At 61.5% G+C, this 16,482-nt stretch carries 17 protein-coding genes; 8 read left to right on the top strand and 9 right to left on the bottom strand.

The features are described 5' to 3' along the window. Positions 1-4: 4 nt before the first annotated feature. Positions 5-712 (top strand): isochorismatase family protein, encoded by a 708-nt coding sequence (locus ACFWXH_RS11310; protein WP_379120184.1) that lies wholly within the window; start codon positions 5-7, stop codon positions 710-712. A 7-nt stretch (positions 713-719) separates the two neighbouring features. Here the strand turns inward: ACFWXH_RS11310 and ACFWXH_RS11305 are convergent, their stop codons facing one another. Next, positions 720-1,205 carry an NUDIX domain-containing protein gene (locus ACFWXH_RS11305; RefSeq protein WP_379120182.1) on the bottom strand — a complete coding sequence of 162 codons (486 nt, stop codon included), beginning with the start codon at positions 1,203-1,205 and terminating at the stop codon, positions 720-722. Positions 1,206-1,241: 36 nt separating this feature from the next. Then, positions 1,242-1,667: a TerB family tellurite resistance protein gene (locus ACFWXH_RS11300; RefSeq protein WP_379120181.1), complete on the bottom strand. Its 426-nt coding sequence runs from the start codon at positions 1,665-1,667 to the stop codon at positions 1,242-1,244. A gap of 113 nt (positions 1,668-1,780) precedes the next feature. Between ACFWXH_RS11300 and ACFWXH_RS11295 the strand changes: the two genes are divergently transcribed. From ACFWXH_RS11295 to ACFWXH_RS11280, 4 genes are all read left to right on the top strand, one after another. Continuing rightward, a complete protein-coding gene (locus ACFWXH_RS11295) occupies positions 1,781-2,566 on the top strand; it encodes a TSUP family transporter (RefSeq protein WP_379120179.1) in 786 nt (261 codons plus the stop codon). 52 nt (positions 2,567-2,618) lie between these two features. Further along, positions 2,619-2,789, top strand: coding sequence for a hypothetical protein (locus tag ACFWXH_RS11290; protein WP_379120177.1), 171 nt, complete (start codon positions 2,619-2,621; stop codon positions 2,787-2,789). Positions 2,790-2,960: 171 nt separating this feature from the next. Then, positions 2,961-3,782: a helix-turn-helix domain-containing protein gene (locus ACFWXH_RS11285; protein ID WP_379120175.1), complete on the top strand. Its 822-nt coding sequence runs from the start codon at positions 2,961-2,963 to the stop codon at positions 3,780-3,782. Between the two features lie 203 nt (positions 3,783-3,985). Continuing rightward, on the top strand, positions 3,986-4,399 hold the full coding sequence (locus ACFWXH_RS11280) for a VOC family protein (protein WP_054308005.1): 414 nt from the start codon (positions 3,986-3,988) through the stop codon (positions 4,397-4,399). Between the two features lie 190 nt (positions 4,400-4,589). Here ACFWXH_RS11280 and ACFWXH_RS11275 read toward each other — a convergent pair whose 3' ends face one another. Both ACFWXH_RS11275 and ACFWXH_RS11270 read right to left on the bottom strand, forming a co-directional pair. Further along, positions 4,590-6,059: a cobyric acid synthase gene (locus ACFWXH_RS11275; RefSeq protein WP_379120172.1), complete on the bottom strand. Its 1,470-nt coding sequence runs from the start codon at positions 6,057-6,059 to the stop codon at positions 4,590-4,592. A gap of 3 nt (positions 6,060-6,062) precedes the next feature. Further along, positions 6,063-6,665, bottom strand: coding sequence for a dimethylsulfonioproprionate lyase family protein (locus ACFWXH_RS11270; RefSeq protein WP_379120170.1), 603 nt, complete (start codon positions 6,663-6,665; stop codon positions 6,063-6,065). A 145-nt stretch (positions 6,666-6,810) separates the two neighbouring features. Between ACFWXH_RS11270 and ACFWXH_RS11265 the strand changes: the two genes are divergently transcribed. Both ACFWXH_RS11265 and mmsB read left to right on the top strand, forming a co-directional pair. Next, positions 6,811-7,989 (top strand): isobutyryl-CoA dehydrogenase, encoded by a 1,179-nt coding sequence (locus ACFWXH_RS11265; RefSeq protein ID WP_054308008.1) that lies wholly within the window; start codon positions 6,811-6,813, stop codon positions 7,987-7,989. Positions 7,990-8,100: 111 nt separating this feature from the next. Next, positions 8,101-8,985: a 3-hydroxyisobutyrate dehydrogenase gene (mmsB, locus tag ACFWXH_RS11260; protein ID WP_379120168.1), complete on the top strand. Its 885-nt coding sequence runs from the start codon at positions 8,101-8,103 to the stop codon at positions 8,983-8,985. Between the two features lie 311 nt (positions 8,986-9,296). Here mmsB and ACFWXH_RS11255 read toward each other — a convergent pair whose 3' ends face one another. The 5 genes from ACFWXH_RS11255 to ACFWXH_RS11235 form a co-directional block, all read right to left on the bottom strand. After that, positions 9,297-9,656: a hypothetical protein gene (locus ACFWXH_RS11255; protein WP_379120166.1), complete on the bottom strand. Its 360-nt coding sequence runs from the start codon at positions 9,654-9,656 to the stop codon at positions 9,297-9,299. A gap of 95 nt (positions 9,657-9,751) precedes the next feature. After that, positions 9,752-11,131: an aspartate aminotransferase family protein gene (locus ACFWXH_RS11250; protein WP_379120164.1), complete on the bottom strand. Its 1,380-nt coding sequence runs from the start codon at positions 11,129-11,131 to the stop codon at positions 9,752-9,754. Positions 11,132-11,182: 51 nt separating this feature from the next. Further along, positions 11,183-11,308 carry a capsid protein gene (locus tag ACFWXH_RS11245; RefSeq protein ID WP_379120162.1) on the bottom strand — a complete coding sequence of 42 codons (126 nt, stop codon included), beginning with the start codon at positions 11,306-11,308 and terminating at the stop codon, positions 11,183-11,185. 9 nt (positions 11,309-11,317) lie between these two features. Further along, on the bottom strand, positions 11,318-12,505 hold the full coding sequence (locus ACFWXH_RS11240) for an MFS transporter (RefSeq protein WP_379120160.1): 1,188 nt from the start codon (positions 12,503-12,505) through the stop codon (positions 11,318-11,320). Positions 12,506-12,644: 139 nt separating this feature from the next. Then, entirely contained in the window at positions 12,645-14,549 is a 1,905-nt protein-coding gene (locus ACFWXH_RS11235; protein ID WP_379120158.1) for a phospholipase D-like domain-containing protein, read from the bottom strand. Positions 14,550-14,831: 282 nt separating this feature from the next. On the opposite strand from ACFWXH_RS11235, the gene ACFWXH_RS11230 reads away from it, so the two are divergent. Next, the gene (locus tag ACFWXH_RS11230; RefSeq protein WP_379120156.1) at positions 14,832-16,409 is read left to right on the top strand and encodes a trimethylamine methyltransferase family protein; all 1,578 of its coding nucleotides are present in this window, start codon (positions 14,832-14,834) and stop codon (positions 16,407-16,409) included. The last annotated feature ends 73 nt before the right edge of the window (positions 16,410-16,482 follow it).

The raw sequence follows: 16,482 nt of genomic DNA, 5'->3' as shown, positions 1-16,482 counted from the left end.
GACATTGACCGCAAAGGCCGAGCTGCATCGCTGGCGTATCGAAGAGCGCGAATATGCACGGCAAGAGGAACGCCGTGGAAAGCGGCATGCGTTTCAGAACCTGGTGTCAAGCCGGACAGCTCTGATTGTCATCGACATGGTGCCATTTTTCGTCGCGCAGAGCAGTTATTGTCGCGGTATAATTCCGAACATAAACCAGCTGGCGGATGCGTTGCGAGCTGAGGGTGGTTGCGTGGCATGGGTCCTGCCTTCAGCAGAACCCGCCAACGCCCTCCTGCTGGATGAGTTCTTCGGGGCAGAAGTCTCGCGACTATATCGCCTATCAGGCGGTAGCGGCTCGGTGCGGGACAGACTCTGGCCCGAATTGAAGGTTGGCGATGACGATCTACTGATCGAAAAACACCACTACAGCGCCTTCTTTCCAGGGTCTTCGACCCTGCTGCAGCAACTTCAGGCGCGCAACATCGATACGGTCCTGATCACCGGCACCGTGACCAACATCTGCTGTGAATCGTCAGCACGTGATGCCCATGCGCTTGGGCTGCGCGTCATCATGGTGGCCGATGCCAATGCCGCGCGGCGAGACGAAGATCACAATGCCACCCTGCACAATATCTATCGCAGTTTTGGCGATGTCCGCACCTGCCAGGAAGTGTTGGCGCTGATTGCAGAAGCAGCGACTGCTGCGTCCTCACCGCGTCCGCTCCGTTGATAGCCGCCTAAATCATCTGGAATTCGCCGGTCTTCCTGAACCGGACATAGGCTTCCATGCTGCGCGCCATGTTGGGCAGCATATCGGGCAACGCATCGGGAGCGAACCATCCAACGGCGCTGCTTTCATCATCCGTGACAGCGGCTTCGCCCGTGAATGAACGCGTATAGAAAATCAGCGCGAAGAACTGGGTCCGGTCGCCATTTGGAAACTCAAAGGTTTCGTAGCGAGGATCGCTGCCGAAGGCGAAAGGTTTGACATTGCTGACGACCAGCCCCGTCTCCTCGGCAACCTCCCGGATTATGATCGTTTCGATGTTCTCGCCTTCCTCGGCGCTGCCGCCCGGCAAGCCCCACATATTGAAGTCTGTCCGCTTGTGCAGAAGGATACACCCGTCCTCGCGCTCGACGACGATACGTGCGCCGGGCACCAGTATGAGGCGGTTTCCGACCAATTGCCTCAGCCGCCCCAGATAGCTGTCAGCGAAGCTCAAATCACCGCCCTCTATTGGGCCGATCACAGCACCCAGCTAAGGCTTCACCACGTCCACCGGGCTGATACCGAGCAGTTCGAGCGTGCGGCGTAAAAGCTTCACCTCATTCTCGGCAAGATGGCGGTCGGCCTTGGCGATCTCGGCCATGTGCTGCGCCAGCAATCGTTTCCGCTCTGTGTCGAGATCGCGGAACATTGCCACGGCCTGCGAGCCGTTGGTCTCGTAGCCGTATTCGTTGAGATATTCGATCACCGCATCGATGCTGTCTTCCGGGATACCGAAAGAGCTGGAACAGATGCGTCGGAATGCCTCCATCTCGCTTTCCGAAACCGAGCCGTCGGCGAGGATCATGCGAAACAGCATCAGGAGCTCGGCCGACAGGACCGGGTCATCCGCGACCTTGCGCACGCCGGGATCACCTTCGAAGATCGAACGAATCTTGTCCAGCAGCACAATCGCCATCGCGTCCTCCCGAATCGATGTTCATTCGTAGCGTGGTTTGGCCCTTGCGCAAACGTGCCTGCTGTGATCGAACGCCGCTGTCCCTCCAATTGTTCCCCGGCGCCTTCCGCCCGATGATCGACCTCACCGTTCAAACCATCGCCATGCTCGGCCTTGCCGCTTTCGTGGCCGGCATCATCGATTCTATCGCCGGCGGTGGTGGGCTGATCACCATCCCGGCATTGCTTCTGGCCGGGTTCTCGCCGATCGAGGCGCTCGGCACCAATAAATTGCAGGGGCTGTTCGGCTCGGGATCGGCGACACTAGCCTACGCCGCCAAGGGCCAGGTCGACCCGCTGAAGCAATGGCCCTCGGCCCTGATGTCATTGGCAGGCAGTGTGCTCGGCGCGCTCGCCGCAACGATCGTTCCGGGCGACATACTGCGCGCCGCGTTGCCTCTCATCCTGATCGCCATAGCGCTTTATTTCGCGCTGAAGCCCAACATGAACGATGTCGACCGTACCGAGCGGCTGTCGCCTTTCCTGCTCGGCTTCACCGTTATCCCGGCCATCGGCTTCTATGACGGGCTGTTCGGCCCAGGCGCCGGCTCCTTCTTCATGCTGGCCTTCGTGGCGCTCGCCGGCTACGGCGTGCTCAAAGCCACCGCCCATACCAAGTTGCTCAATTTCGCTTCCAACATCGGTGCCTTCGCGGTTTTCGCCATGGTTGGTGTGATCGTCTGGAAGGTCGGCATCGTCATGGGCATAGCGCAGTTCCTGGGAGCCAGGCTCGGAGCGAGCCTTGCCGTTCGCGTCGGCTCGAAGCTGATTAAGCCACTGCTGGTGCTGACCTGTGTCGCGCTTGCCGCCAAGCTTCTGGTCGACCCAAGCAACCCCTTGCGCGTCCTGATTGGGGTCTAGTCCGACAACTGGTAGGATTGCTCTGCACGAATCATGTGGAGAGGGTCCAAACATGAATCTCAGCGCACCTACCCAAATCGTCTTCATCATCACGGTCGTCATTGCCGTCATCGCTCTGCTGATGGGGTTTGGCGTGTTCAGCCTCGGCGCGATCTCGGCCTTCTGGGTCATGACGCTCGCCTACGTCATCCTTGCGGTCGCCTGCCTGTTGCGCGGCGCCTGACGGGAACGATAGGGCGATCCTTTCGGCTTCGGCGGGCAACCGCTATGCTTCAGCCGTTAGAGCGTTTCCGTTTTTTACGGAAACGCGGAAACGCTCTAACTCTCTGTTTTTAAGCAATTCCGGGCGGAAAACCGTTATACACTTTTCCTGGAATTGCTCTGGGAGATGGCGATGCCCGCCGAATACAAGGATAGAGACGAGGAAACCTCGCCGCAGCAGTTTGTCGTGCTGCGCCGGGCTCCGGCGCCGAGGTTGCGGTCTTTCGTCATTGATATTTGCGGCTATCGCGAAACGGCCGGCGGCTATTATCGCCAGGTCGAATATGCGCCTTTGGCTGTGCCGCTGGTCATCAATTTCGAAGCGCCCTTTGCGATCGCTCTCGGCCGCACGCCAGGCAAGGACGACCGCTATGACAGTTTCGCTGCCGGCCTTTATGCCGGACCGGTGCTGATCGATTCCTTCGGTCAATGCTGCTGTCTGCAGGTGAATTTCACGCTTGCCGGCGCACGGCGCTTCTTCCGCATGCCGCTCAGCGAACTGACCGACCGCATGGTACCATTGGACGATGTCTTGGGGGCGGGAGGTCATGCCTTGCGCGAAGTGCTTGGCAACGAACCTGACTGGGACCGTCGCTTCGACACAGTGGAAGCCTTCATCACCCGCAGATTGGCCGCAACGCCTGGGCAGGGACCGCAGGTCGCCTGGGCAGTGGAGCGGGTGCTGGAAAGCGGCGGCAAAGCCCGCATCGGCACGATAGCCACTGAACTTGCCTGGAGTCGCAAGCATCTGGTCGAGCGCTTTCGCGACGCCACCGGCATGGCGCCCAAGACGGTGGCACGCATGGTGCGCTTCAACCGCGCGCTCGCGCTGTCACGCCGCGGCGATGACAACTGGGCCGGCATCGCTGCCGACTGCGGCTACGCCGACCAGGCACATCTGGCGCGTGAATTTCGGGACTTTGCTGGCGCCACGCCAAGCACGCTTTCGGGCTGAGTGGTCACCGTTCGCGCCTGAAGCCTAGAGCAATTCCAGGAAAAGTGCGTAGCGGTTTTCCGTCCGAAATTGCGTAAAACAAAGGGTTAGAGCGTTTCCGCGTTTCCGAGAAAATCGGAAACGCTCTAAGGTAACATTTGTTCAAGACGCTCCCATGCCGTCCTGCCAGGATGACGCATCGACCAACCTGACAGGAGACCACCATGTCCGTCGAACCACCCCGCCTCTACCCCGTCATGCGCTTTCGCGATGCGCCCGCAATGATCGATTGGCTCGACAAGGCCTTCGGTTTCACCGTGCACGCCAGCTACGGTGAAGGCGACGTCATCCAGCATGCCGAACTCGCCCTCGGTTCAGCCATGATCATGCTTGGGTCTTCACGCTGCGACCGCTTCGGCGAGATCGTCGGCGAACCCGGTCCTAACGGGCGTTCCATCTACATTGCGGTCGATGACGCGGACGCGGCTTTCACGCGCGCGCAAGCGGCTGGTGCCGAAATCCTCGAGGGCCTGACTGACCGGGGTTACGGAAGCCGTGAATTCATCTGCCGCGACCCGGAAGGCAATGTTTGGTCGCTCGGCACCTACTGGCCGAAAACCGGCGACAAGCCAAACTGAGACACCGGCATCCGTTCCCCGAAAGGGCGTGGCGCGCCCGGATTTCGCGCCGGGCCCACTGTCCCTGATACAGTACCCGGCGCGAAATCCGCCATGCTGTCCCGAACCTAGAGCGTTTCCGCCCGGAAACGCTCCAACTCTTTTACGGAAATCCGAGCGCAAAACCGCTGCATAATTTGCTGGAATTGCTCTACCGTGCCAGCGAAAACAGTGCATCGCAGTCGAGATGCGTCTCCAAAGCTGCCGCGATGTCGTCCAGCGCAGCCTCGACACTGACCCTGTAGTCGATGCCGCCTCCAGCAATACCAAGGCTTTCCAGAAAGCGGGCGCGAAAGGCATCCGCTCCGAACAGTCCATGCAGGTAGGTACCGAACACCTTGCCGTCAGCGGAGATTGCGCCGTCCGGGACATTGTTGATGATCGTTGCCGGGCGTCGGCAATCCGGCCCCGTGGTGCGGCCGAGATGAATCTCGTAGCCATCTAGCGGCAGGTCGAACATGGCGGAGCGTGCGTTGCTGGTGCGCACGGTCTTTTCGGGCTCCATCACGGTCTCGATATCGAGCAGGCCCAACCCTTCGGTTTCGCGTATACTGCCCTCGATACCTTGAGGGTCGCGCACAACGCGCCCCAGCATCTGGAAGCCCCCGCAGATGCCGACGACGTGACCTCCACGCCGAACGTGGGCAGCAAGGTCGCGATCCCAACCCTGCTCACGCAGATGCAGAAGATCACCGATGGTCGACTTCGAACCGGGGATGACGACAAGCCCGGCATCGGCCGGCAACGGTTTTCCAGGTGGTACGAACACCACTTCTACCGGCGGTTCGGCCTTCAGTGGGTCGAGGTCGTCGAAATTGGCGATGCGTGACAGCATCGGCACGGCAACCTTCAACGCTCGCTTCTCACCCGCTGCCAGTCGTTCCAGCACCACTGAATCTTCCGACGGTAACCGCGACGCCGCCTTCAGCCAGGGCACCACGCCGAAGCAGTGCCAACCGGTGAAACTTTCGATCGCCTTGATGCCGTCGTCGAACAGCGTAACGTCACCGCGGAACTTGTTGATCAGGTAACCGGCGATCATGCGCCGGTCTTCCTCCGGCAGGATCAGGTGCGTGCCCGCCACCGAGGCGATCACCCCGCCGCGATCAATGTCGCCGACCAGCACTACCGGCACGCTGGCGCGCGTGGCAAAGCCCATATTGGCGATGTCGCGAGGCCTCAGATTGATTTCCGCAGGCGAACCGGCGCCTTCGACGATGACGAGATCCGCGCCCTCACCCACTTTTTCCCAGGAATCCAGCACCGCCTCCAGCAGTCGGCCCTTCATGGTCTGGTAGTCTCTTGCCCGCGCCTCGCCGAACATCTTGCCCTGCACGATCACCTGCGAGCCGATATCCGTCTGCGGTTTCAGCAGCACAGGGTTCATGTGCACCGTGGGTGTGACGCCGCAGGCAAGTGCCTGCAACCATTGCCCTCGCCCGATTTCGCCACCCCCGGTTTCACCTGGAATTTCGGCCACGGCAGCATTGTTCGACATGTTCTGCGGCTTGAACGGTCTCACCCTCAGCCCGCGCTTACGTGCCGCCCGGCAAAGCCCCGCGACCAGCACCGTCTTGCCGACATCCGAGCCCGTGCCCTGGAGCATGATCGCCCGCGCCATGGTTCACGCCTCTCCGCCGGCTATGGTCGACTTCGCTGCCAGTGGACCGCCGCGCCAGAGATAAAGCGCAAGCAGTGGTTCGACGCCGGTCTTCATGGCGTGGTTGACGTTGGAAGGATGGTGGATCACCTCACCGGCACCGCGCACTTGGAAGGCGCCCTCGCCCTTGCGCCAGCCGGTGCCGTCGGTCAGTGGAATGTAGATCTCCTCGGCCTCATGATGATGGTCCGGATAGACGACTTCCGGGCCCAGGATCAGGAACCCGCCGGCCACCGTGTCATTGGCAAAATGGCCACGCGTGCCAAACACTTCCACCCAGCCGTAATTGTCGAGAAAATCGTGACCGAAATCCTTTTCCGTATAGGTCTGCCCCCAGCGCAGGGCCTCCCGGTTGCCAGCAAGCAAACGAACGAGCGGCTGGGCCGCAGCCGGTGCGATTTCGCCAATGCGGTCGAGATGGCGCATGCATGAAATTGCCTTCGGCTCCAGCCGACGGGCGGCCATCCTCCAGTCGATGCCCGCTGCCGCATCGTGCGCCAGGGAAGCTTCCTCGAACCGCAGAAAGGCATGGAACGCCTCCAGCAGCTCATCAAAATTCGTCGTCACCACACGCTCCGCTCTCGCATTCCTGCACAGCCGCTTTGCCTCGATCCTTCGCTGGATTGATCCCTAAGGTCGGGTTGCGCGGGCGCATCATTGGTCTAGATTGCTGTCCACGCATAGCCAAAAACGACATATTCGGGAGGACGCCATGGATACCGTCACGACGGCGGCCAGCGGCCAGTTCGAACTTAACGAAGACCAGCGCGCCATCCAGACCATGGCCGAGGCTTTTGCCGACGAGCGGGTCGCGCCGAACGCGCTCGAATGGGACAGGGCCAAGCATTTTCCGGCCGATGTGATCCGCGAAACCGGGCCGCTCGGACTTGGCGGCATCTATGTACGCGACGATGTCGGCGGCTCCGCGCTTGGCCGGCTTGACGCAGTGCTGATCTTCGAGGCGCTGGCGCGTGCCTGCCCGGCCTTCTCCTCCTTCATTTCGATCCACAACATGGCGGCGTCCATGATCGATCGCTTCGGCAACGACGAACAGCGCCAGCGCTTTCTGCCGAGGCTGACCTCCATGGAATGGCTGGCCAGCTACTGCCTGACCGAACCGGGCTCGGGTTCCGACGCAGCCGCGCTGAAGACCAAGGCGACCCGCTCGGGCGGCAATGGTTCCGACTACGTCGTCAACGGCGCCAAGCAATTCATTTCAGGCGCCGGCGATTCCGACGTCTATGTCGCCATGGTACGCACCGGCGAGGACGGCCCGAAGGGCATTTCCACATTGGTCGTGCCCAAGGACGCGCCCGGTCTTTCCTTCGGCGCCAACGAACACAAGATGGGCTGGCACATGCAGTCCACCCGCACCGTCATTTTCGAAGATTGCAAAGTGCCGGCCGAGAACCTGCTGTCCGACGAGGGCATGGGATTCAAGATCGCCATGGCCGGTCTCGACGGCGGACGGCTGAACATCGCCGCCTGTTCGCTCGGCGGCGCACAGTCGGCACTCGACAAGGCGCTGGCCTATACCGGCGAACGCAAGGCCTTCGGCTCCACCATCAACCAGTTCCAGGCGTTGCAGTTCAGGCTGGCCGACATGGAGACGGAGTTGCAGGCCGCCCGTATCTTCCTCTATGCGGCGGCTTCGAAACTGGATGCCAAGGCGCACGACGCCTCGAAATGGTCGGCGATGGCCAAGCGTTTCGTCACCGACACCGGCTTTGAGGTGGCCAACCAGGCGCTGCAACTGTTCGGCGGCTACGGCTATCTGCAAGACTACGGCGTCGAGAAGCTGGTTCGCGACCTGCGCGTCCACCAGATCCTAGAAGGCACCAATGAGATCATGCGCGTGATCGTGGCGCGGCATTTGATTGGTAGGCAGTAGGCAATCGGCAGTAGGCAGTCGAAACGGATTGTCGCCATCCACCTGACTCTGCCTCTGCTTAACGACTGCCGATTGCCTACTGCCTAATTCCAATTCCGGAGGAACCCACCAATGACCACCATCGCCTTCATCGGCCTCGGCAATATGGGCAACCCCATGGCCGCCAATCTCGTCAAGGCGGGGCACAAGGTCGTCGGTTTCGACCTCATCCCGGAAAATCTCGCGTTGGCAAAGGAACACGGCCTGACGATTGCCGAGGACGGTCAGAGCGCAGTCAAGGAAGCCGAAATCGTCATCACCATGCTACCGGCCGGCAAGCACGTGCTCTCGGTTTACGCCGAAATCACTCCCTGGGCACCGAAGGGTGCCTTGTTCATCGATTCCTCCACCATCGATGTCGAGTCGGCGCGCAAGGCGCATGCGATCGCTGGCGAAAATGGTCTTCTCTCCATCGATGCGCCTGTTTCCGGCGGCACCGGCGGCGCCGCAGCTGGCACGCTTACCTTCATGGCTGGCGGGTCGAAGGAGGCTTTCGCCCGCGCAGAGCCGGTGCTGCAGCCGATGGCTGGTCGTATCGTCCATTGTGGCGAGGACGGCGCCGGCCAGGCTGCCAAGATCTGCAACAACATGATCCTCGGCATCTCGATGATCGGCGTGGCCGAAGCCTTCGTGCTGGGCGAGAAACTCGGCCTGTCGCATCAGGCGCTGTTCGATGTCGCCTCGACCTCGTCCGGCCAGTGCTGGTCGCTGACGTCCTATTGCCCCGTGCCAGGCCCGGTTCCCGCCTCCCCTGCAAATCGCGACTACAAGCCGGGCTTCGCGGCGGCGCTGATGTTGAAAGACCTGAAACTCAGCCAGGAAGCCGCCCAAGCTGCCGGTGCCGCCACACCGCTGGGTGCCGAGGCCGCACAGCTCTATGCGCTCTTCAACGCGCAGGGCGGCAGCGGTGCCGACTTTTCCGGAATCATCAATTTCCTGCGGGGATCGAACGGATAAGCCATTCTATCTGTTCAATTTTCCTAAAATGCAGTTCAAAAAATCGGCAAATTTAGATTTGCTTAAGGTCTCGCTAACCACGCGGTAACGATGTGCCTGTAGAACGGAATCCAAGGCGGACGAAACGCTCTGCCCCGCGCTCCGGATCAGGTCTCGCGTACCGGAGCCGTTAGTTTCGCAGGTTTTCGAGTAGCGAAACGCCATGCGTATCTGGCAAAGCCGCGTTCCCCGAGAGCGCGGTTTTTGCCGTTAGGGCGCTGCACGCCTATCCGGCGCACAGGGATGGCTCCATATCCCTAGGAAGCGGCGGATCATCCCGACAGCCGTTTGAAATTCGCCTTCACGCGTCGGCTTGCCGGCTTGAGTGCAGCGTGCACCGACCGCTCAAGTGCGACACCGTTCAGCATCGACGGCGCCTGGCCAGTCATCACTTCGGGCCAGAAGCGGCTCAACGAGTCAATCATGGACAATTGGGCTGCGGCGACACCTTCGGCCGCTGCGGCCACTTTCTCGGAAAGCGCACGCACGCTTTCGTCACGCCAACCCAAGCCACTTGCTTCTGCGGCCATCACTGGCAGACGCAGCATCACAACCGCCGGCGCGAGCATCAGATCGGCAACGGCCTTGGCACCCGCCGGCTGGCGGGATCTCTTTCGAGAACGGCTTTTCACGGGATCATCCAGGTTGAAAGGATTTGCCTGAAATAGCGAATGCGAAAGCCGGCGGATCGTTCCGCCGGCTCCCTGTGACAAACTGTCAGCTCTGGCTACGCCCGGCGCAGGTCTTCCTTGGCGAGGTCGAGCGCCTTGCCGATACGCTCGCAGGCCATGTCGATCGTGTCGCGGGTCCAGATCAGCGGCGGCGAAAGGATCATCGTATCACCGGTGGCCCGCAGCATCATGCCATTGGCAATGGCATGATCGCGTACGGTCACCGCAGCGCTCCCCACCGGCGAAAAGCGCTCCTTCGTCGCCTTGTCCTTGACGATCTCAATGGCCCCCATCAGGCCGATCGAGCGGACTTCACCGACCAGGTCGTGCCCAGCAATGCGTTCCTGCAGCGCCTTGGCGAAATATGGCCCGGTCTCGTTCTTCACCCGCTCGACCAGCCCTTCCTTGGCGATGATGTCCAGATTGGCGATCGCCACCGCACAGGCCACCGGATGACCGGAATAGGTGTAGCCGTGGTAGAACTCGCCGCCCTTCTCGACCAGCGTCGTGGCGATCCGGTCGCCGACCAGCAGTGCCGACAGCGGTTGGTAGCCGGAAGTCAGAGCCTTGGCGGTAGTGATGGTGTCGGGCTGGATGCCGTAATAATCGGCGGCAAACCACTCGCCGGTACGACCATAGCCGGTGATCACCTCATCCAGCATCAGAAGCACATCGTGCTTGCGGCAGATGCGCTGCACTTCCGGCCAGTAGCTGGCGGGTGGGATCTTGACCCCACCGGCCCCCATGATCGGCTCGCCGATGAAGGCGGCCACGTTCTCCGCCCCAGCCTCAATGATCGCATCCTCGACCGCCTTGGCGGCGCGCAGGCCGAAATCATGGTCACTCTCGCCGGGCAGCGCCAGCTCATAGGCGTAAGGCATCATGACATGGACGATATTGGGAACCGGCCCACCGAGCTGGTTGTGCATGCCTTCCATGCCGCCGAGCGAGGTGCCTGCCACCGTCGAGCCGTGATAAGCGTTCTTGCGCGAGATGATGCGGTTCTTCTCCGGCTTGCCTTCCAGCGTCCAGAAGTGACGCACCAGCCGAAGCGCGGTGTCGTTGGCTTCCGAGCCTGACGAGCCATAAAAGACCTGGCTCACGCCCTTCGGCGCGATCTCGGCCAGTCGCTTGGACAACAGCACCGGCGTCGGTGTCGAGCACTTGAAGAAGGAGTTGTAGTACGGCAACTCCTTCATTTGGGTGTAGGCAGCATCGGCCAGTTCATCGCGGCCATAGCCGACATTCACGCACCAAAGGCCCGCCATGCCGTCGAGGATCTCCGCGCCTTCGGAATCGTAGATGAACGGCCCTTTGGCGTGGGTAATGATGCGCGAACCGGCGCCGCGCAGTTCCTTGTGGTCGGTAAAGGGATGCAGATGATGCGCGGCATCGATCTGCTGAAGCTGCTTCAGCGAAAAATTCTGATAAGTCATAAGATTAGCCTTTCCTTTTGAATCAACCCGGCAACAGCCGGAGACGGATTCTCAAAGAGCGGAAGGCGGCGAATAACCGATGCGGGCGCACAGCCGCAAAAGCTCGGTGTGGCGCGTGCGCAGCGAAGGCGTCACGGCGATATCGAGCCTGCGGGGATGGGCCACTACAACACGCATGGGCACACTCTAGCCGACCCTGCGACGGCTGTTCAACCCACCGCGCAATGCCATGACACTGGCAACGACAAGAACAAGGCAGATTGCCCCCAATGTCACGGGTAGCCCGGGCGCTCCGAACAAGGTCATGGCGGCGCCGGCAAGCGGCGGCAGGGCTATACCGCCGACGCCCCACATCAGCGAAAAGGCGGCGTTACCGGCGACGAGGGCCTGGCCGGTGAAACGCTCGCCGAGTTCGATGATGGTCATGGTATAGATGCCATAGGAGACGGCACCCAGCACGAACAGGAACGCCCACACCAGTGGCGTGGTGATCACCAGCGGCAGCAACGCGCAACCGGCAACCGTGGCGACAACGCAGCCCAGCCGCACAACCTGTGCCGAAAGCCGTTCCGCCAGCAGCCCAAGCGGCACCTGCATGGCGATATTGCCGGCGATCATGACGGTCAGCAGCGCCGACATACGTGTCTCGGCAATACCGAAATTTGTGCCGTAGACCGGCAGAAGTGCCAGCACCGCCTGCTCGAAACCGGCTGCGACGACCACCGCCGTGAGCAGCAGCAAAGCCAAAGGCATGAAGCCCAGAACGGAGACGTGATGACCGGTTTGGTCGACCTTCGGCAGCCTGGGCAATACGACCGCGAGACACGCACCGCAGACGACAAAGGCGACGATGCCAACCAGGAAGGGCGGCCAGCCCTCGGTGCCGACGAAGAGCAGGCAAAGCGGTCCTGCGGCAAAGCCGGCCGAGATCAGCGTGGAATACACACCCATAATGCGCCCGCGTTTGCCCGGTGGCGCCAGCGCGATCATCCAGACCTCACTCAGCACATAAAGCGGGTTGGTGACGACGCCGATCATGAAGCGCAGTGGAAACCATGCATAGACATTGTAGGTCAGACCGACGAGGGCCAGCGTCAGCGCGGAAAGCGCGGCGCAGGTCAGCGCCGTGCGCCCTGCCCCAAAGCGCCTGGCCAGCGACGGGATCAGCGGCGACGACACGATGAAGCCGATCGGCGTCATCGCTGCGGAAAGGCCGATCATCGCCGGCGACACACCTTGCCGCTGCAGGACGAAAGACAAAAGCGGATAGGTCAGGCCTTGCGCGATGGCGTAGACCGAAACGGTCGCGATCACACCTGCGATCGCAGCCCAATTGGTCATCGCTTCGTTCTTGCAGCTCTCTGCGGCGGCCATGTCTCCTCCCACCGCACCCATCTTCGATGGTCAACGGTTTTCGGGTGCTAGCCGTTCATTGCGATGGACGAAAGAGCTGGATACGCAGGATCGCTTGCTCCACGAGAGCATGATCCCGAACCGAAGGGCGCGGGCGTGTTCAGGGGAAGTACCGCGCCAGCGCTCCCTTCCTGCCCTGCGCATAAGGCTTCAGCCATTTGTCGTCGATCCGCAAACCATCGTCGGCGGACGGTCTCCTGCCCAAAGTGCGCCGCCAGGCCCGGAATTTGTAGTGATCGAACACGTCAAGGAAATGCACGGCATAGGCGGCGGCGAAAGTCTTGTCGCCCTCGATGATCACGAGGTTTTCATCGTTCTCGTAGGACGCCTTGTAACCGAGGTTGTGGCTGCCGGTGATCACGGTGGCGTTGTCTTCCATCGGATCGATGATGACGATCTTATCGTGCACAATGGCATGGCCGATGGTCAGCACTTCGGCTTGGAAATCCGTCGCGATCGAGGCGCCGGTCAGATTTGCGGCCCGTACGATCGAAACATTCGGCATCTCCCAGACCTTCTCCGGGAAGACAAAGGGCGCCTTCCCGTCCTTGTTGGACTTGCGCGTGACTGGGTCGCGCGTCGAGGGCACGTAGTTCGGCATCGCAGCCGGATCGCTGATCGCGCCCTGCACGATGAGCCCCCTGTCCGCCCCCGCGGCAGCGACCGCTTCGGCAACGATCGAATTGTCGCCACGCCGCGACGGGTTGAACACCAGGAACAGCACGGCCTTCTTGGCAGCCCTGATGCGGGAAAAAACGTCCTCCAGGTCGACCGGCCGCACCGAAAGCGTCTTCTTGTTACGCTCGGGGTCGTTCGGCGAGAACCACACGGTCATATCATCGAGTGGCGCGCTCTGACCGTTTAGCGGATTGGCAATGTGGTTGTTCTTGCGAAACGCCACGCCTTGGGTCTGCACGGCATGGCCCGGCGCGTCCTCGCGTTGCGGCGGCGGAAACACATCGCCCTTCATGCACTCCCAGTAGTCGTTGAAGATCTTCGCCATTTCGGGATCATCGCGGATGAAGGCATTGTTGGACTGGCCACAGATACCGGTGGTCGTCCAGTTGGTCGACCCGGTCATCACCGCCTGCGGCGCGCCGTGTTTGTCGCGATAGACCGCGAACTTGTTATGGCCGATATGGTTGTTGTTGAAGAGCCGATCGGTCACCGTCACCCCGGCATCGCGCAGCGCCTGGCGGTAAGGAGCGTTGCCGAAATCCCATTTCTTGGTCTGCTCGTCCTTGCCGGAGTTGGAAAGGATTACCTCCACAACACCCTTCGCGGCGATGATGGCGTCGCGCAGCGCGTCATCGCCGAGTTCATAGAGCGCCAGCCGCACCGAACCGCCTTCCGCCTTGGCCCGCGTCAGCAGGCTGGTCAGCACGTCGGGCACATCGCCATGCAGATAAGCGCGGATCTTGCTGTTGCGGTCCTGCAGCTCTTCCCGGATCTTGTCGCGCTGGCCGACCTTGATGCCGGCCTCGGCGAGCGCGCGCGACATCCATTGTGTCGACAGCACGCCGTTGGTGAAGGCCACGCGCGCCTTGCCGAACATCGAACCCAGGAAAATCGTCGGGCTGACAGCGCCCTGTCCCAGATAGCCGAGTTGTCGCGGCGTGCCCGTGTAGGTCCGCTTTCCGTCAATTTCGGGCGGTCGAACCGGAACCGGCTCGAGCCCCGGCTTCATGGCGCCGACCGGACGCACACGATAGGCGATCATTTCGCCATCGGGCCGCATGGTCAGGCTGTCGCGGCGCCGCCGCACCGTGAGATCACGCCAGAAGGTCTTCTGTACCGGCCACACGCCGGTATCCTGTGGGATCCACTCCTTGTTGCGCTGTCCCTTGAACGGCACCCAGGAAGCCAGGCAACGCTCCTCGCCGGTATCGGGGTAAAGCCGCACGATCTCGAAACCGAGACAGCCTGGAATCATGCCGTCGACATCCCAGGCAATGAAGGCGACTTCGTTGTTGGTTGCCGCCCGCACCCTTACCACATCGGCCACGATATCCTCCCCAGGCGGGTTTCGGAAAAGTGTCTCTCGGTTTTGCGATCAGAAGCCACGCAAGTTCGCTTGGAAGTCTCTCGCGCGCGCAATCTAAACCGCTCTTATGGCGCGACTGTAACGCCCTTCACATTTGCCTGCGCCGATTTCCTGCGGCTTACCCAACGTAGCTGACACGCCAAGCGTCATGTCGCTTTGCTCGCTCTAATGGTCGCCGCCTCCGCAATGGCGAACCGGTCGGCGGTCCATTATGCGGCAACAAAAAATCGCATGAGGATTATCATGACCGCCGCGCTGCAACCCGCCGAACCGGCCCTGGCCACCGATCGCGCCCGTCGCGGCGGACGCGCCGGCAAGCGCGCCGTAGGCTCCGCCGCTTTTGACCAGCCGGCCTTCCGACAGCTCAAGATCCCCTTCGCACCGACCAAACTGCTCTCCGATGACGAGCTGGAATCGATCCACTTGGCCTCGCTGCGTGTGCTCAAGGAAATCGGCGTCGACGTGCTGCACGACGAAGCCCGCCGCATCATGAAGGCGCACGGCGCCGATGTGCGCGAAGGCGAGATTCGTGTCCGTTTCGACGCAGACATGATCCTCGACCTGATCTCCCATGCGCCCAGCGAATTCACCATTCATGCTCGCAATCCTGCGCACAATCTGCGCTTCGGCGGCAACAACACGGTCTTCGCGCAGATGGCCTCCGCGCCGAACTGCTCGGATCTTGATGGCGGCCGCCGGCCCGGCAACCAGCGCGACTATCGCAATTTTCTCAAGTTCGCGCAGATGCACAACATCCTGCAGATAACGGGCGGGTATCCGGTCGAACCGATCGACGTTCACCCGTCCGTCCGGCATCTCGAGTGCATCCGCGACCTCGCCATCCTGACCGACAAGGCCTTCCACGCCTATTCTCTCGGCAAGGAACGCAATCTCGACGGCATCGAGATCGCCCGCATCGCGCGCGGCATCTCGCGCGAGCAGATGATGGAGGAGCCGTCGCTCTATACCATCATCAACACCAACTCGCCGCTTAAGCTCGATGTCCCGATGATGGAAGGCATCATCCAGATGTCATCCATGGGCCAGATCGTCTTCGTAACGCCCTTCACGCTATCGGGCGCGATGGCACCGGTGACGATCGCAGGTGCCCTGGTGCTGCAAAATGCCGAGGCGCTTGCCGGCATTGCCTTTACGCAGATGGTTCGGAAGGGTGCGCCCGTCGGCTATGGCGGTTTCACCTCCAACGTCGACATGAAGTCCGGCGCACCGGCCTTCGGCACGCCGGAATATATGAAGGCGCAGTTGGTTGGCGGCCAGTTGGCCCGCCGCTACAACCTGCCCTACCGCACCTCCAACACCTGTGCCGCCAATACAGTGGATGCCCAGGCTGCCTATGAAAGCGTATTTTCGCTGTGGGGCGTCATTCAGGGCGGCGGCAACTTCATGATGCATGGCGCCGGCTGGCTGGAAGGTGGCCTGCGCTGCTCCTATGAAAAGATGATCCTCGACATCGATCTTCTGCAGATGGTGGCGGAATTCCTCACGCCGCTCGACCTCTCGGAGGACGCGCTTGCCGTCGACGCCATCCGCGATGTCGGCCCCGGCGGCCATTTCTTCGGCACGCCGCATACCCAGTCGCGCTACAAGACCGCCTTCTATTCGCCGATCCTGTCCGACTGGCGCAATTTCGAGACCTGGGCCGAAGCAGGCTCGCCGACAGCGATGGAGAAAGCCAACCGCGTCTGGAAGGAGCGTCTGGCGAGCTACGAAGAGCCCTATATGGACCCTGCAGTCCGTGAAGAACTCAATGCCTTCGTCGACCGGCGCATCGCCGAGGGCGGCGCTCCCACGGATTTTTGAATACGGCTTTAGATGAAAGATCGACCCCCACTCCGATCGGCTTCGCCGACCACCTCTCCCCCGTTCGACGGGG

Source organism: Mesorhizobium sp. NPDC059054, from assembly GCF_042739215.1.
Classification (GTDB): Bacteria; Pseudomonadota; Alphaproteobacteria; order Rhizobiales; family Rhizobiaceae; genus Mesorhizobium.
Note: the sequence above shows the minus strand (reverse complement) of the source record. Positions and strands in the feature narration are given on the sequence as shown.